The sequence below is a fragment of the Pseudonocardia charpentierae genome, assembly GCF_031845345.1.
Taxonomy (GTDB): Bacteria; Actinomycetota; Actinomycetes; order Mycobacteriales; family Pseudonocardiaceae; genus Pseudonocardia; species Pseudonocardia charpentierae.
In genome coordinates this window covers 71,388-86,391 of sequence record NZ_JAVREJ010000018.1, presented here as the reverse complement: position 1 = coordinate 86,391, position 15,004 = coordinate 71,388, and the positions used below count along the sequence as shown (strand labels likewise).

General features: G+C 70.5%; 15 protein-coding genes. 6 read left to right on the top strand and 9 right to left on the bottom strand.

Annotation, left to right across the window (positions count from 1 at the left end; translation table 11 throughout):
* Positions 1 to 2 precede the first annotated feature (2 nt).
* Positions 3 to 1,049, top strand: a complete 1,047-nt coding sequence (locus RM445_RS23060) for a CorA family divalent cation transporter (RefSeq protein WP_311558915.1) — start codon at positions 3 to 5, stop codon at positions 1,047 to 1,049.
* Between the two features lie 54 nt (positions 1,050 to 1,103).
* A complete protein-coding gene (locus RM445_RS23055; protein WP_311558914.1) occupies positions 1,104 to 3,143 on the top strand; it encodes an MFS transporter in 2,040 nt (679 codons plus the stop codon).
* A gap of 55 nt (positions 3,144 to 3,198) precedes the next feature.
* Here RM445_RS23055 and RM445_RS23050 read toward each other — a convergent pair whose 3' ends face one another.
* Genes RM445_RS23050 through RM445_RS23030 form a run of 5 tightly spaced genes read right to left on the bottom strand, consistent with a single transcriptional unit; the run spans position 3,199 to position 7,712 of the window.
* A complete protein-coding gene (locus RM445_RS23050; RefSeq protein ID WP_311558913.1) occupies positions 3,199 to 3,591 on the bottom strand; it encodes a RidA family protein in 393 nt (130 codons plus the stop codon).
* Between the two features lie 9 nt (positions 3,592 to 3,600).
* Positions 3,601 to 4,416: a glycine betaine ABC transporter substrate-binding protein gene (locus tag RM445_RS23045; protein ID WP_311558912.1), complete on the bottom strand. Its 816-nt coding sequence runs from the start codon at positions 4,414 to 4,416 to the stop codon at positions 3,601 to 3,603.
* 11 nt (positions 4,417 to 4,427) lie between these two features.
* Complete coding sequence (locus tag RM445_RS23040; protein WP_311558911.1) at positions 4,428 to 5,786, bottom strand: MFS transporter; 1,359 nt, start codon at positions 5,784 to 5,786, stop codon at positions 4,428 to 4,430.
* A 44-nt stretch (positions 5,787 to 5,830) separates the two neighbouring features.
* Complete coding sequence (locus RM445_RS23035; RefSeq protein WP_311558910.1) at positions 5,831 to 6,295, bottom strand: universal stress protein; 465 nt, start codon at positions 6,293 to 6,295, stop codon at positions 5,831 to 5,833.
* Between the two features lie 22 nt (positions 6,296 to 6,317).
* Positions 6,318 to 7,712 (bottom strand): MFS transporter, encoded by a 1,395-nt coding sequence (locus RM445_RS23030; protein ID WP_311558909.1) that lies wholly within the window; start codon positions 7,710 to 7,712, stop codon positions 6,318 to 6,320.
* 274 nt (positions 7,713 to 7,986) lie between these two features.
* Between RM445_RS23030 and RM445_RS23025 the strand changes: the two genes are divergently transcribed.
* Positions 7,987 to 9,105, top strand: coding sequence for a flavin reductase (locus RM445_RS23025; RefSeq protein ID WP_311558908.1), 1,119 nt, complete (start codon positions 7,987 to 7,989; stop codon positions 9,103 to 9,105).
* Positions 9,106 to 9,278: 173 nt separating this feature from the next.
* Here RM445_RS23025 and RM445_RS23020 read toward each other — a convergent pair whose 3' ends face one another.
* Positions 9,279 to 10,145, bottom strand: a complete 867-nt coding sequence (locus tag RM445_RS23020) for an IclR family transcriptional regulator (RefSeq protein ID WP_311558907.1) — start codon at positions 10,143 to 10,145, stop codon at positions 9,279 to 9,281.
* 170 nt (positions 10,146 to 10,315) lie between these two features.
* Here RM445_RS23020 and RM445_RS23015 point away from each other — a divergent pair, with 170 nt between their 5' ends.
* Entirely contained in the window at positions 10,316 to 13,039 is a 2,724-nt protein-coding gene (locus RM445_RS23015) for a helix-turn-helix transcriptional regulator (protein ID WP_311558906.1), read from the top strand.
* Positions 13,040 to 13,069: 30 nt separating this feature from the next.
* Here RM445_RS23015 and RM445_RS23010 read toward each other — a convergent pair whose 3' ends face one another.
* Entirely contained in the window at positions 13,070 to 13,624 is a 555-nt protein-coding gene (locus RM445_RS23010) for a dihydrofolate reductase family protein (protein WP_311558905.1), read from the bottom strand.
* A 79-nt stretch (positions 13,625 to 13,703) separates the two neighbouring features.
* Positions 13,704 to 13,835 (bottom strand): hypothetical protein, encoded by a 132-nt coding sequence (locus RM445_RS23005; protein ID WP_311558904.1) that lies wholly within the window; start codon positions 13,833 to 13,835, stop codon positions 13,704 to 13,706.
* 248 nt (positions 13,836 to 14,083) lie between these two features.
* Here RM445_RS23005 and RM445_RS23000 point away from each other — a divergent pair, with 248 nt between their 5' ends.
* Positions 14,084 to 14,311, top strand: coding sequence for a hypothetical protein (locus RM445_RS23000; protein WP_311558903.1), 228 nt, complete (start codon positions 14,084 to 14,086; stop codon positions 14,309 to 14,311).
* On the top strand, positions 14,308 to 14,526 hold the full coding sequence (locus tag RM445_RS22995) for an ANTAR domain-containing protein (protein WP_311558902.1): 219 nt from the start codon (positions 14,308 to 14,310) through the stop codon (positions 14,524 to 14,526). The genes RM445_RS23000 and RM445_RS22995 overlap by 4 nt, the downstream gene beginning before the upstream one ends.
* Positions 14,527 to 14,530: 4 nt before the next feature.
* Here the strand turns inward: RM445_RS22995 and RM445_RS22990 are convergent, their stop codons facing one another.
* Positions 14,531 to 14,896, bottom strand: coding sequence for an STAS domain-containing protein (locus RM445_RS22990; protein ID WP_311558901.1), 366 nt, complete (start codon positions 14,894 to 14,896; stop codon positions 14,531 to 14,533).
* Between the last annotated feature and the right edge of the window lie 108 nt (positions 14,897 to 15,004).

Genomic DNA, 15,004 nt, shown 5'->3' with positions numbered 1-15,004 from the left:
CCGTGCCGCCGGTCCTGCAGGAGGGCGGGACCGGCCGTCGAGGGAGAGGCGCGGTGCACATCTGCGTCGTCACCGCGAGCGGGGTGCGGAGTCTGTCGGTCGAGGCCGCCCGTCACACCCTCGGGAGCAGCAGCGACATCGTGTGGATCGATTTCGGGCACGAGGACCGCGAGGGCACGTGCCTGTTGACCGATCTCCTCGGAGCGCAGCCCGACGACGTCGACGACTGCTCGAACCGGATGCCCGTACCCAAGCTGCACGCCTATGCCGACCACTATTACAGCGCCATCAACGGGCTGGCCAGGGGAGAGGACGGCCGACTGTACTTCCAGCCTCTGAAGATCTTCTTCAACACGACGTTGCTGATCACTGTCATGGGGCCGACCAGCACGGCGCTGACCCCCGCCGCGGTCCACCACGACCTCACGCTGATCCGCGAGCGACTCGCTACAGGCGGGCTCCGTCCGGGATCGGCCTTCGAGCTGGTGGCGGCGATCAGGTTGCAGATGCTCCGTACCCAGCAGTCGCTCGTCACGGAGGCGGCGACGCGTGCGGCCGAGCTCGAGAAGAGCGTCATGAGCATCGACCCGGTCAAGGCCGAGGCGGTGCTGAACGATCTCTTCTCGCTGCGCCACGACCTGCAGACCATCAGGACGAACGCCGCCCAGACCCACGAGCTCTACGTGCACCTCATCGACACCCTCGACTCGCAGGAAGCGTTGATGCGGTTGGACGTCCGACGACTGAACGACCTTCGCCTCGGCTTCAGTCACCTGCGCAACACCGTGGATCTCGAGCGCGAGTACCTGCAGGAGGTGCTCGATCTCCTCCAGACCAGGGTGTCCACAGAGCTAACCCGGTTCGTCCGGAAGATCACCGCGTGGGGCACGATCGGCATCGCCTGGACCGTGATCGTCGGCATCTACGGGATGAACTTCGACGACATCCCCGGTCTCGGGTGGCGCTTCGGCTACGCCGTCGCCTTCGGGCTCATGGCGGTGGTGGGATTCGTCCTCGCCGTGATGTTCCGACGCCGGGGATGGCTGTGACCTAGAGTTCGTCCCCGATCCACCCTCGTTCTCCCGACTCTCAGCGAGGCCGCGTTGGCCGCTCCCGCCACCACCACAGCACCGCCCGCCCGGGCCGTGAACACCTCGGCGATGGTGGCGGCCCTGTGCCTGTCCGGCACCGTCGTCGCGCTGCAGCAGACGCTCGTCGTGCCGTTGCTGCCGGACTTTCCCGAGATCCTCGGCACCACCACGGGCAACGCGTCCTGGCTGGTCACGTCGACCCTGCTGGTCGGTGCGGTGGCAACGCCGATCGTCTCGCGTCTCGCGGACATGATCGGCAAGCGCCGCATGATGGTGGTCTGCATGCTGGTGATGGTCGCCGGGTCCGTCATCGCCGCGCTGCGTCCGAACTTCGCCCTGGTCGTGACCGGCCGGGCACTGCAGGGCTTCGCCGCTGCACTCATCCCGGTCGGCATCAGCATCCTGCGCGACGAACTGCCCCGCGAGAAGGTTCCGTCCGCCGTGGCGTTGATGAGTGCGACGCTGGGGATCGGCGGCGGGATCGGGCTCCCGGCGTCCGGCCTCATCTATGAGCACCTGGGCTGGCAAGCCATCTTCTGGGGTTCGGCCGCGATCGGCGTCGCGCTGATCGTCGCCGTCCTGGTGATCGTGCCCGAGTCGGCCATCCGTACCCGGGGCCGGTTCGACTACCTCGGGGCTGTCCTCCTGTCGGTCGCCCTCACCAGCCTGCTGCTGGCCATCTCCAAGGGCGGTACCTGGGGCTGGACGAGCGAGCGGACCCTGGGCCTGTTCCTGGTGGCTCTGGTGATACTGGTGGTCTGGGTGCCGTTCGAGCTGCGCGTCAACCAGCCGATCGTCGACATCCGCACCTCCACCCGCAGGCCGGTGCTGCTCACCAACATCGCGTCGTTACTGGTGGGCTTCGCGATGTTCGGCAACCTCCTCGCCACCACCCAGCAGCTGCAGCTCCCCGTGAGCACCGGCTACGGCTTCGGCACCACCGTCGTCGTCGCCGGGCTCTACATGCTGCCCAGCAGCCTCGCAATGGTGGTGTTCGCGCCGGTCTCGGCCGGAATCATCCGGCGGTCCGGCGCGAAGATCACGCTCATCATCGGATGCCTGCTGTTGGCCGTCGGATACGTCGCCCGCGTGTTCCTCACCGCAGCGGTCTGGCAGGTCATCCTCGGCGCCACCATCGTCTCGGTCGGCACCGCCATCGGCTACGCCGCGATGCCCACCCTGATCATGCGTGCCGTCCCCATCACCGAGACCGCCTCGGCCAACGGCCTGAACACCTTGCTGCGCGCCGTCGGTACGTCGACCTCGAGCGCCGCTGTGGCCGCGGCCCTCAGCTCGGTGACGATCGATGTCGACGGGGCCACCCTGCCGTCCCTCGAGGCCTTCCAGGACATCTTCTGGATCGCCGCCGTCGCCTCCCTCGTTGCCGCGGCCGTCGCCTTCGCCTTGCCGCCGCCGCAGCGGTTGGCCGCCGGCGCCGGGATCTCCGAGCCGGCAAAGGCCGTTCCGGACGGAGAGGTCAAGGGCGAGGGACGCGAGCACGAGATCGTCGTGCGGGGCGTGGTGCTCCACGACGATCGGCGTCCGATCAGACACGCCGTGGTCAGCGTGCTCAGCACCGAGGGGGAATCCGTCGACTGGAGCCGTGCCGACAACGACGGCAGCTACTCGGTGGTGCTCCCCGGCCCCGGCCGCTACATCGTCGTGTCGTCCGCGGAGGGGTGGGCTCCCCGGTCCGAGATCCTGGAATTCACCGGCGCGGCCACGAAGCAGCACATCCGGCTCACCGAGCCGCTCTCGCTGTGCGGCACGATCACGACGGGGGGCCGACCGCTCGGGCAGGCGCTCGTCTCCGTCACCAGGCCTACGGGCGAGTCCGTCGCGACCGTACGCACCGACCTGGCAGGCCACTACCGGATTCCGGTGCCGCCGACCGGTCGCTACATCCTCACCGTGGTGGACCCGCACACGCAGTGGGTGCGGTCCCGCCAGGTCCCGATCATCGCCGCCCAGTCCAACACCGTCGACATCGACGTGGAGAGCGACGACCTCTCGGCCGCCGCGCGTCACGTTCTGCCGGGAGTGGGACTGTGATCGATCGTTCCGCCCGGCGCCGTCCGGGCGAGTAGCCGCCGGGTCTGGGCCTCCTCTACAGCGCCGCGATGGCCTCGACCTCGATCAACCACTCCGGCCGGCCGAGTGCCGCGATCGCCACCTGCGTGTGGGCCGGCAGTTTCGGCCCGAAGAACTCCTCCCGGATGGCGTTCAGTTCTTCCCGGTAGCGAATGTCGGTGAGATAGGTGGTCAGCTTGACGACGTCACGCAGTGTCGCCCCACCCGCCTCGACCTGGGCCTCCAACGAACGGAAGACCTCCCGGGCCTGCGCAGCGAAGTCGCGGCCGTGGGCGGGGCTGCCCTGCTCGTCGAAGGCGACCTGACCGGCGATGAACAGCAGGGTCTGCGCCCCGGTCACCTTCACCCCCTGTGCGTGCGACGGCGGGTCGTAGACGCTGTCCGCTGCATACCACTCGATCCGAGTCATCTCGTCCTCTCAGCCCAGCCAACTTCGTACGGTCCCGGGACTGCGGCCCATCCACTGCCGGGCTGCGGCCAACGGGTCGAGGCCGTCGAGGTTGACCGCGCCGTCCATCGCGTTGACGTCGGCGACGGCGAACCGGATCCGGCCGAGCACCTCGCGCGTGTACTCGGGCAGCCCGTCGAGGGCGTCGTGGTGCGCGACCAGCGACGCGCGGTCCGGCGGCGGGAAGACACCTCGCGGGTCGTCGAGGGGGCGCAGGTCGTGGACGTCGTTGAGGTACTGCGGCTGCCACAGCGGGGTGACGAACCAGTCGACGGCGGCGATCCGCTCGCCGACCGTGCGGATGACCGCGTGCAGGTCGCCGATCTCGTGGCTCCAACCGGCCTCGTCCAATCCGTACTCGCGCACGAGCTGCTGGGAGCGCATGGTCAGGCCGGCACCCGGAGTGGTGCCCTGCACGACGAGGGTCGTCATACGCCGGGTCACCTCGGGCCGAGTGAGGTCGGGCAGGGCCGACACGAGGTCGGCGGGAACGTAGCCCGGGACGGCCCAGAAGAACCGCGCCCCGTCGAACAGTGGGACGACCTCCACGACGCGGTCGCGGATCTGCTCCCAGTAGGTGCCGTGCCCGCCAGGCAGCCAGGCGTCGGCGAACAGGTGCAGCTCGCCGCGGGCGAGCAGGGGGTACATCTCGGGGTGCGGCCCTTCCCGCACCTCCACCTCGTGGCCGAGGCGCAGCAGGACCTCCTCGACCACTGCCGCCGCGACCTGGTGGAAGGACTCGTCGATCCGGCCCAGGACGATCGGGCCGGGCTTCGTGTCGGTCAAAACGGCTCTCCTCAGGTCGGCGGCGACAGGTGCACGCCGCGCCGCAGCGCTGCGTAGGCCTCGGGGTCACGCGCGATCAGGGCCCGGATCGTCCGCCGCCGGTAGCGCAGCGTCTGCACGATCCCGATCGCCCACAGCACGTACTGGACCGAGAAGGCCCACTTGAACGAGTCCAATGAATAGTCGGTCGACCCAGCCGGGGTGGTGACCTGCAGGACGAGCCCGATCGCCATCACCGCCGTCAGCGTGCCCAGGAACGCGCCGCCGTTGACCACGCCGATCGCGCTGCCCAGCCGCCGCGGCGGATTGGACGTGCGCGCGATGTCGAAGGTCATCACCGCGCCGATCGTGGGGGCCGGCACGGCCAGCACCAGTACGACGAGCAGCCAGACCGGCGCTCGGCCCGGCCACAGCAGCACCACCGCCCAGATCGCCGCCACCACGATCACCACGCCGATTGCAATGAGGCTGCGGTAGTACGGGTGGTGCGCCATGACGGTCCCGAGGGTCACGCCGTAGACCAGGCCGGCCACGGCGAGGCCGAGCATCAGGACGCCGGCTGTGCCAGGGGAGAGGCCCTGCCCCACGGTGAGGAACGGGTAGCCCCACATCACCCCGAAGGTCATCCCGGTGAACAGGGCCATGAACCCCAGCCAGAACCCCAGTCGCGTGCCGGGCTCCGCCCACGCCTCCCGTACGCCGTGACCGGCCGCGGCGAGCGCCTGCCGGAGGGGGACCCGCGGCGGCCTGCCCAGCGGCGAGTCGCGCAACAGCAGCAGCGCCAGCACCGCAGACGCGACGCTGACGGCTGCGGCAGCCAGGAAGGAGGGCGTCCATCCGACCGCGGCGAGCACCGAGGCGAAGCCGACCGCGGACAGGACGAACCCGAGCTGGTTGACCGGGCCGGTCGCGTTGGTGAGCGCCGCGCTGCGCTGCGGCGGGAACCACGCGGGTACCAGCCGCATCACGCTGATGAACACCAGTGCGTCGCCGATCCCGAGCACCACCCGGGCGGCGAACGCGGCGGGCAGGGCCGCAGCGAACGCGAAGATCGTCTGTGCCCCGGCCATGATCAGTGATCCGAGCACGATCAGCAGGCGCGACCCGTACCGGTCGATCAGCACCCCGACCGGTACCTGGAGCGCCGCGTACACGAGCAGCTGCACCATGGAGAACGCCGCCAGGGTGGCCGCCGTGATCCCGAAGCGGGCGAGCGCATCGGTGGTGGCGACGCCCAGCGACGACCTCTGCAGTACCGCGATGACCGCCGCGAACTGCCCGACCGTCAGCACCAGCCACGCCGTCCGCCCGCCGAGGGCAGGCCGCGGAGCGGACCGTTCGGAAGCCGGCTGGCTCGGCGTCGGGCTCACCACGGCACCGAGGTACCCACCGCCGCTGCCACCACCGCCGCCGCTCAGCCGCGGTGGTGACGGTGTGCCTCCGGCGGCTTGGCCAGCAGGACGGAGCAGTGCGGGTGCTGGCGGATGACGTGCTCGGCCACCGTCGACCCCCGATGATGCTGGTAGCCCAGCACGATGATGTCGACGTCGAGCTCGTTCGCACGCTGCACGATGGCCTCGGCCGCGTCGTGGTCGGTCGCCTCCACCAGCTCGCCGTGCACCTCGATGCCCTGGGCGGCCAGGTGGTCGACAGCGGCCTGGACGACCTTCCGCTCACCTCTGAGGTCGATGTCGTCCTCCTGGCCCTGCACACCGAACCGCGAACCGGCGCTGATGTCCGCCGGGATGATGTGCCCGCGCGCGACGTGGAGGAGGTGCACCGTCCCGCCGCTCATCTTGGCGAACTGAACGGTCCGGTTGAGTGCGTCGTCGGGCGAGTCCGGGGATGCGTCGATCGCCACGAGGATCCGGTCGTACATGGTCGTCCACTCTTTCTGATCGTCAGGCCGTCGGTTGACCGCTGCCGGCCGCGGCGACGCCCTGCCCGGGCGCGACCGAGGGCTCGATCGGAATCGAATGCAGCTCGGGGGCGCGGCGGGTCGGCACGAGCAGCGTGAGGATCGTGCCCAGCAGCGCCAGCGCGGCCAAGACGTAGAAGATGGAGTTGAGCGCCAGACCCGCGGCGACCAGGAAGCCGCCCAGCAACGGGCCGCCGACGCCGCCGAGCCGGCCGAAGCCGGCGCACCACGCGACGGCCGCGCCGCGGACCTTCGTGGTGAAGTAGTTGGCCACGAAGCCGTAGATGAGCGTCTGTGTGCCGCTGGTGCCGAGGCCGACGATCGCGACGAACAGCAGCAGGAGGCCGAGTGGGAGGCTGAGAGTGAGTACGGCGATGGACAGCGCGCCGATCAGGAAGCATCCCGCCACCACCGGCTTGGGTCCGAACCGGTCCGCGAACCGGGAGCCGACCAGCGCGCCGATCACCGCGCCGCCGTTGAGTACCAGCAGGAACGAGAGCGAGCCCTTCGTCGAGAAGCCCGCGCGGGTCATCAGCTCGGGCAGCCAGGTGTTGAGCGCGTAGACCAGTACGAGGCCGGTGACGCTCATGAACCCCATCAGGATCGCGGCCAGCGCGTTCCCTCCGCTGAAGAGGCCGGCGAAGCCCGTCCGCTCGGGCTTGTCACCGACCGGGGCGGCCATGGCGGCCGCCTCCTCCAGCGGCACCCCGGTCTTCTCCGACAGCGCGCGGGCCTCCTCGACGCGGCCGCGGGCGAGCAGCCAGCTCGGCGACTCGGGCATCTTGAAGAACGCCAGCGGCAGCAGCGTGACGATCGGCAACGCACCGATCCAGAACATGCCCCGCCAGCCAATCCCGGCGAGCAGGATGATGGCGAGCAGCGCAGCCATCAGACTCCCCGCCGGTACACCGCAGTAGGTGATGGCGTTGCAGAGGTTCTTCTTTCCGGGGGGTGCGAACTCGGAGACGATCGCGCCGGTGGTGGCCACCAGGGCCCCGACACCGAGACCGGTGACGAACCGCATCAGGCCGAAGCCGGTCGTGGAGCTCATCATCGCGGTGACGGCCATGCCGATGGAGAACCAGGCGTAGGCCAGGAGCATGACCTTGCGCCGCCCGAGGACGTCGGCGACGGTACCGGCGAGCAGTGCGCCGACCAGCACGCCGACCAGCGCGTAGCTGCCCAGGGCTCCGCCGACCGCGGGCGTGACCTCACCGATCTGCGTGGGGTCACGCAGGAACGTGGACAGGACCGTTCCGTAGACGACGAGGTCGTAGCCGTCGAATACGAGGCCGACGAAGGCGATGCCGACGACCCACACGACCGTGCTGCGCCGCCGGGCCTCCTGTTCGGGTGTCCGCGTGAGCGATGTCGTCATGAAGCTCTCTCCTCGTCCGGGGCTGCAGCAGCCACGATCCGCAAGATCGGGGAACGGACACAACGGGTCTTTCTGTCGAATGGAAAGCCGCAGGCTTGCGGGACGACCGAGGCCGCACGATCACGGCCCGGCTCGTGCGGTCCGGAGTCCATTGGACGGAAAGCCCGCTTGATGCCGCGCTGCCCGCCGTCCGAGGGTCGGTTCCGCGTCGCGATCGGCCGCCGTGATCACGCCCGCGGGGACGACTGGTCAGACCTCCGAGAGGACGTGGGACATGACCGACAAGGAGACCTTCAGGCACGTCATCGGCCACTTCGCGAGCGGGGTCACGGTGCTGACGGCCCGGAACGGAGACGCGGACTTCGGGGCGACGGCCAGTGCGGTCTCGTCGCTGTCACTCGAGCCGCCGATGCTCCTCGTATGCCTGAACACCCGCAGCAGCACCCAGCAGGCGATCCATTCCAGTCGCACGTTCGGGGTGAACATCCTCGACGAGGACCAGGGCATCGTCGCCGAGCGCTTCGCGTCGCCGCACGGTCAGAAGTTCGAGGGTCTCAACCTGGAGCGGGGCGAGGGTGGCGTGCCGCTGCTCGCCGACTCACTGGCGTACTGCGAGTGCCGGGTCAGCGAAGACGTCTTGGCCGGGACGCACCGCGTGTTCCTCGCCGGTGTCACGCGTGCGGTGGCCCGGGAGGGTTCGCCGCTGACCTACTTCCGAGGCAAATTCGGTCGGTTCGAGGTCGAGCAGGACCGGATCGTCTATGGCGATCTCCGCGACCGGATCCTGAGCAGGTCGTTCTCGCTCGAGGACTCGCTCGACGTCGGGATGCTCTCGAAGGAGCTGGACGTCCTCCCGGCGACGGTGTACCACGCGGTGACGAAGCTGGTGGCGGACGGCTTGCTCGCCCGCGATCCCGACCGCGGTTACGTCGTCAGGCCGGTCACCCCCGAGTCGTCCGAGCACGCCTTCGACGCTCGGTGCGCGATGGAACTCGGGGCGGCGGCGATGACCGTCGGGCAGGTGCCACGGCAACGGATCGCGGTGTTGCGCGCGCTCATGGAGGAGACCGTGCCGCTGGTGTCCGACGGACGCTTCGTCGACATCGAGGCCTACACCCGACACAACGAGGCCTTCCACAACGCGCTCGTCGACCTGGCGGACAACCCGGCTCTGGCCGACCCGTACCGGCGCCTCGGCGTGGCGGGCCTCATGGTCTCCCTGCTGCGGGAGGGCTCGGAGGCCCACGCAGAGATCATCGACGACCACCGGGCCATCGTCGACGCCTATGAGCGGGGCAGCCTGCTCGACGCCGTCGCGGTGATCAAGCGGCACAACGAGAACGCGAAGGAGAACACCCGCCGGGCGATCGTCGCGGCCGGCGGCGTCATCTGAGGAAACCGGATGCGTAGGCCCGCCGGGCGCGGACAACTGATGCACAAAACTCGACTGGTTCGAGCTGGTCGAGGTCCGGGGGCGCAAATCCTGGATGGGGAGGTCAACCACTACCAGGTCACACTCAAGGTGGGGTTCCGCCTGCGGGTGCAGGCGAGAGGAACGAGTGAGGTTCAGCCCGCGCTGCGGCCTGCGGTGCGGCCCGCCACCTCCGGCACGGTCACCGCGGCCGCCCGCAGTGGCACGACCGACGATCCCTGGAGCACCGCGAACCGGTCCGGTCTCGTCCGGCGCTGGCTCGCGGTCAGCTCGCGCGACAGCGCGCGGGCGGCGACGACGACGGCCGACTGGATCACGTGCAGCTGGTAGCCCGCTCCGCTGGTGGTGAGCTCGAGAGCGGCCACGACCGCACCGCCGCCTGCGACCACCGGTACGGCCACTGCCGCGGTGTTGAGGCGCAATTCCTGGCGGGTCGTCGCCACCCGGGTCATCCGGGCGATCGCGAGTGCGCGCCGCAGTGCTGGAGCTGCGACGATCGTGAACGGCGTGTACTGGTCGAGGCCGTTGTCGATGACGGCGTCGACGGTCTCCTGCGGAGCGAACGCGAGCAACGCCTTGCCCATCGCGGTCGCGTGGGCCGGCAGGACCCGGGTCTCGAAGGTCGTCGACGCCGTGTGGGTGTCGGGCCGCTTCTCGACGTAGGAGACGGCCAGGTCCTCGAGCACGCCGAGGCGCACCGTGGCGTGGGTGGCCGACGACAGGTCGTCGAGGATCCGTCGGGCGTGCTCCTGCAGGTTCGGCTCGTGCCACACGCGGGTGCCGAGGTGCGTCACCAGCATCCCGACGCGGTAGCGCTTGTCGTCGGTCCGCTCCAGGAAACCCCACTCCGCCAGCTCGGCGGTCAGGCGATGCGCCGTGGAGACCGGCAGGTTCGCCGACCGCGCGATGTCGGAGAGCGAGTGGACGTTGCCCGTCGAGAACGTCTGAAGAATGGCGGCGAGCTTGCTCGTGACCGATCGGCCGTCCGCCGAGTTGCTCACATGCCACCTCCTGCTGTGCGGGCTACGACTCACCGTGCGAGAACACGTCAGAGCCTCGCGGTCGCGGCCCCGGCTTCGCGCCGGGCGAACGCCTAGGCGCGAGCCCGGGTGCTCCATCCGCGTGCGTCGGGCTCCCGCTCACGGGTGCGACACCCCTACAGTCAGAAGTCGTGCACCCGGACGACGACGTCCTGCTGATCGGGACCTCTGCGGCGTTGACCGAGCTCGACGCCCTGCTCGACCGGGCGTGTACGGGCGAGGTCACCGTCGCGGTCCTCGAGGGTCCGGCGGGGATCGGGAAGTCGACGCTGCTCCGGCGGTTCCGCCACCGCCACCCGGACGTGACAGCCGTCGTCGTGAGCGGCCTGCCGTGGGAGCGCTCCTGCGCAGGGGCGCTGCTGGGCCGGCTGATCGTCGCAGAGGGCGCGGACGTCGGCCCCGACCGGGAGACCGGCGGGCGGGACGCCGCGACGGTCGGCACAGCGCTCGCGCGCCGCTGGGACGAGTCGGCCCGGGAGAAGCCACTGGTGGTGACGATCGACGACGCCCAGCATGCCGACCCCGCATCGCTGCAGGCGGTGGTCTCGGCCGTCGCCCGGCTGCACGGCGCACAGTTCTTGCTGCTCCTCGCCCGGGGGACCGGCCCGGACGGCGGCGGCGACGCGGGAGCCGCAGACATCCTCGAGCACCTGTCCGCCGAGCACGTCCGGGTGCAGCCCCTGACCCCCGAGCAGGTGCGGCTCCTGGCGGCCCGGGTCGCCGCGGTCGACCTGCCGCTGCCCGTCGCCCGCCGCCTCTGCGAGCACACGGCCGGCAATCCGGGGCACCTGCAGGAGATCCTCCGCGACACCCCGCCCTCCCGGTGGTCGGACTGGCAGATCCGGCTCCCGGTGCCCGGCTCGGTGCAGAGCCGCGTGGAGATTTCTCTCCGCGCGTGCTCCGCCTCCTGCCGAGCTCTGGTGGAGGCGGCGGCCGTCCTCGGCCCGAACCCGGTGCTTGCCGACGCGGCCCTCCTCGGCGACGTCGGCGAGCCGGTCGGCGCACTCGACGAGGCGTACGCCGCCGGGCTTCTCGGCCCGGCCGCCGGGCACGGCCTCGACACACTCAGCTTCGCCGGGCCGTTCGTCCGCGAGGCCGTGCACGCCACGTTGACCCCCGCTCAACGGCACGACCTGCATCTGCGCGCCGCCGAGGTGGTCACCGACGAGACCGAGGAACTGCGACACCGCGTCGAGGCCGCACCGCTTCCGGACCCGGGGCTGGCGGATGCGCTGGTCGCGCTCGCACGACGCAAGGCGGACGACGGAGCGTGGGCAGTCGTGGCCGGCGCGCTCATCGACGCGAGCCGGATCAGCCTCACGCGCGCCGAACGCGAGAACAGGCTCATCCAGGCCGTGGACGCCCTCGCCGGAGCCGGGCTGCTCGGGCAGGCCGTCGACGCCCTGCCGGACGTGGAGGCCCTTCCGGTCGGGTCCCGCCGTGACGCCGTGCTCGGCTACGTGGCGATCCAGCGGGGGAGACGTGCGGAGGCGGTGTCCTACCTCGAGTCCGCGTGGAAGCTGCGCGGCACGGACCGGACGGCGGCCGCGGTGGTCTGCCAGCGGCAGGTGCTGCACGCGCTGGCGGACTGGGACGGCGACGAGCTCGTCCGCTGGGCAGACAGCGCCGTCGAGCTCGCCGAGCCGGGATCTCCGCCCGCCGTCGAAGCCGCCGCGATCGTCGGACTCGGGCACGCCGCGCGCGGTGCGGTGTCGGACGCGTTCGCCGCCTATGCGCGGGCCGTGGCCGACAACCCGGCGGGCCCCCAGCATCAGCGCGCCCGGATGGGGCTCGGCTGGTTGCTCCTGGCGCAGGACGACCCCGAGGCCGCGCGCCGGGAGCTGGAGTTCGCTGCGCCGACGGCGCGCCGTGCCGGCTCGAACCGGATCTCGCTGTGGGCGCTGGCGTGGCTTGCCCGCGCCCGTTTCGCGCTCGGCGACTGGGCGGGGGCGCTGCACGCGACGGACCAGGCCGAGGTCCTGCTCGGCACCACCGGCCTGGAATTTCTCCGCCCGCTCGTCCACTGGACGGGCGCGCAGATCCACGCACTCCGAAGTGAGGAGGAAGAAGCGGAGCGCCACCTGCGCTTCGGCGCGGCCGAGCAGGCGTACACGGTGATGACCGTCCCGACGCTGCTCGCCCGCGCCCACGTCGCGGAGGCACGGTCGGACTACGAGGCGGTTGTCCGCCACCTCACCCCGCTGGTGCTGCGCAGCCCGCGTGGCGGCCTCGACGAACCGGGTTTCTGGCCCTGGCACGACCTCTACGCGAACGCCCTCGTCGTCACCAACCGCCTGGACGAAGCCGACGCCTTCCTCTTCCCGCTCGAGGCGACGGTGCAGCAGCGGCACCACCGGTCGGCAGGCGCACGGCTCGGCTACGTCCGCGGCCGGCTCCTCGGTGCCCGTGGCGACCTCGCCGGTGCCGAGGAGGCGTTCGCGCAGGCCCGCGCCCACCTCGCGCAGCTGCCGCTGCCGTACGAGAAGGCGCGGGTCGACTTCGCGCACGGCCTGACCATGCGCCGCCTCGGACGGCGTCGCGACGCCGCGCAACTGCTGGCCACCGCGCGATCCGCGTTCGCCGCCCTCGACGCGCACGTGTACGTGGCGCGCTGTGACCGCGAGCTGAAGACCGGTCGCCCTGTGCCGCGCGGCACGGCCTCCGACGTGCTCACCGACCAGGAACGCACCGTCGCCGGGCTGGTCGCGACGGGGAAGAGCAACAGGGAGGTCGCGAACGAGATGATGTTGTCGATCAAGACCGTCCAGTTCCACCTCACCCGGATCTACACCAAGCTCGGGGTCCGGTCCCGTGCCGAACTGGCGGCCCGCTCGATGCGGACTCCGCACGAATGAGCCGATGGGTCGGCTGGGCTCTGCCCGACGTCAACCGACCCGCGCGTAACGCAGGTAGACGGTGCCGCTGCCGAAGATGCGCTGCTCGACCAGTCGCAGCCGCAGGTCGGCACCGAGCGGGAAGTACGGCTTGCCGCCGCCGCTGAAGGCCGGCACCACCATCGGGCGGAACTCGTCGATCAGGTCCAGCAGCGACGCCGCCAGACCGGCGCCGCCGACGGTCAGGTCGCCGTCGGTCTCCTCCTTGAGCCGGACCACCTCGTCGACCGCGTCGACGCGGCGCACGAGCCGGCACCCGGGCGCGACCGAGTCCAGCGAGTCGGAGAACACGATCCGCGGCGTCGCGGTGTACTCGCGGGCGAACTCCGCCTCCACCTCGTCGCCGTCGGCCCGCTCCGGTGCCGTCCAGTACTCCTCCATGACCTCGTAGAGGCCCCGGCCGAACAGCAGCGCCGCCGTCTCGCGGGCCTGCTGGTTGGCGAAGCGGTGCACCTCCTCGTCCGGCTCCGAGAAGGCGATGTCGCCGGTGACGTCCTCGATGTAGCCGTCGAGGGAGATGCTCATCGAGTAGCTGAGAGTGCCCATGGGGGTAGTAGACCGTCCGGCTCGCTCGGACTCATCGTCACTCTGCCCCGATTGCGCCGTGAACTGACGCGGACTGACGTCAGCCAGGAAGCCCGGCAGCAACGCAAGCGCAGCGCATCGTGCCGCTGCAGCACTGCTCCTGGTGGGGTTCGTCGTCGAGCACGGTCTCGTCGCCGGCGTAGAAGAGATCGGCCAGCTCCCATGCGGTCACCTCGGCGCCGTGATGCGTCTCGCCTCTTGCCATACCGATGACTCCCGTGTCCGTGTGAGGAGCCGGGTATTCCCTCGAAGAGCGCAGGCATGCACGATAGCCGGGCCGGCTTGAGACGTTCACGCATTAGTGGCGGTCACGGCTGCGCGTGCGAACCGGAGCGTCGACCAGCTCGCAGGTGTACCGGCCGCGTCGGGTGATACTCAACCGTCGTGGATATCGGGAGTGGCGATGACCGGGCGGCCGAGTTGGCCCAGGCCTTCGTGGAGCTGGCCGGTGCCCTCGCCAACGGATACGACGTGGTCGAGCTGTTGGACCGTCTTGTGCAGCGTTGTGTGCATCTCCTCGCGATCGACGCCGTGGGTCTGGTGCTGAGCGATGCGAGCGGGACGCTGAAGGTGATGGCGACGACGAGCGAGCAGGCACGGTTCCTGCCGTGCCGCTGCGGTTCCAGGAGCAGACTCTGGGCGCGATGAACCTGTTCAGCGTCGAGCCCGGAGGCCTGGGAGGCACTGATCAGGTGATCGCCCAGGCGAAGGGCGTACTCGCGCATCAGGGCGGGCTCGCGATGACCGACGCCTTCGCCGTCCTGCGTCGGTACGCCCGGCGCAACAACCGACGTGTCACCGACTGCGCCCACGCCGTGGTCGACTCCACGCTGACCCTCGACGTGATGAGCGGTTCGGGGTGATCAGCTACCCGCCGGGTACAGCATTCGTCGTGCCGGCAGCCAGTGAGTCGAGTGCGTCGGCGACAGTCGGTTCCGTGGGCAGTCGCGTCTCGAGCTCCGTGACGGCGAGGACGCGTCGGACCTGGTGTGATGGCGCTGCGAGCACCAGCCGCGCGCCGATGGCGGCGAGCCGGTCCTGCAGGTCGAGCACCACCCTGAGCCCCACTGCCGACAGCAGTGTCACGCCGGACGTCTCCACGACCGTGTCGCGGTCCGGGACCGTGCTCAGGCACTCGCGGAAGTGCGTGACGGTCGCCAGGTCGGCCTCGCCGAAGGCCGTCACCAGCATCGCCCCGGGCGTCGGGATGATGTCGACCACCAGGGATGTCACAGCTCACCTCGGAGAGACGCATCGGAGATGGCCGCGCTGCTGGACCGCTGTCAAGCCTACGTGTGGTTCTCGGAGTGCCGCCAGCCCGGTGACACAGGACGCGGACGT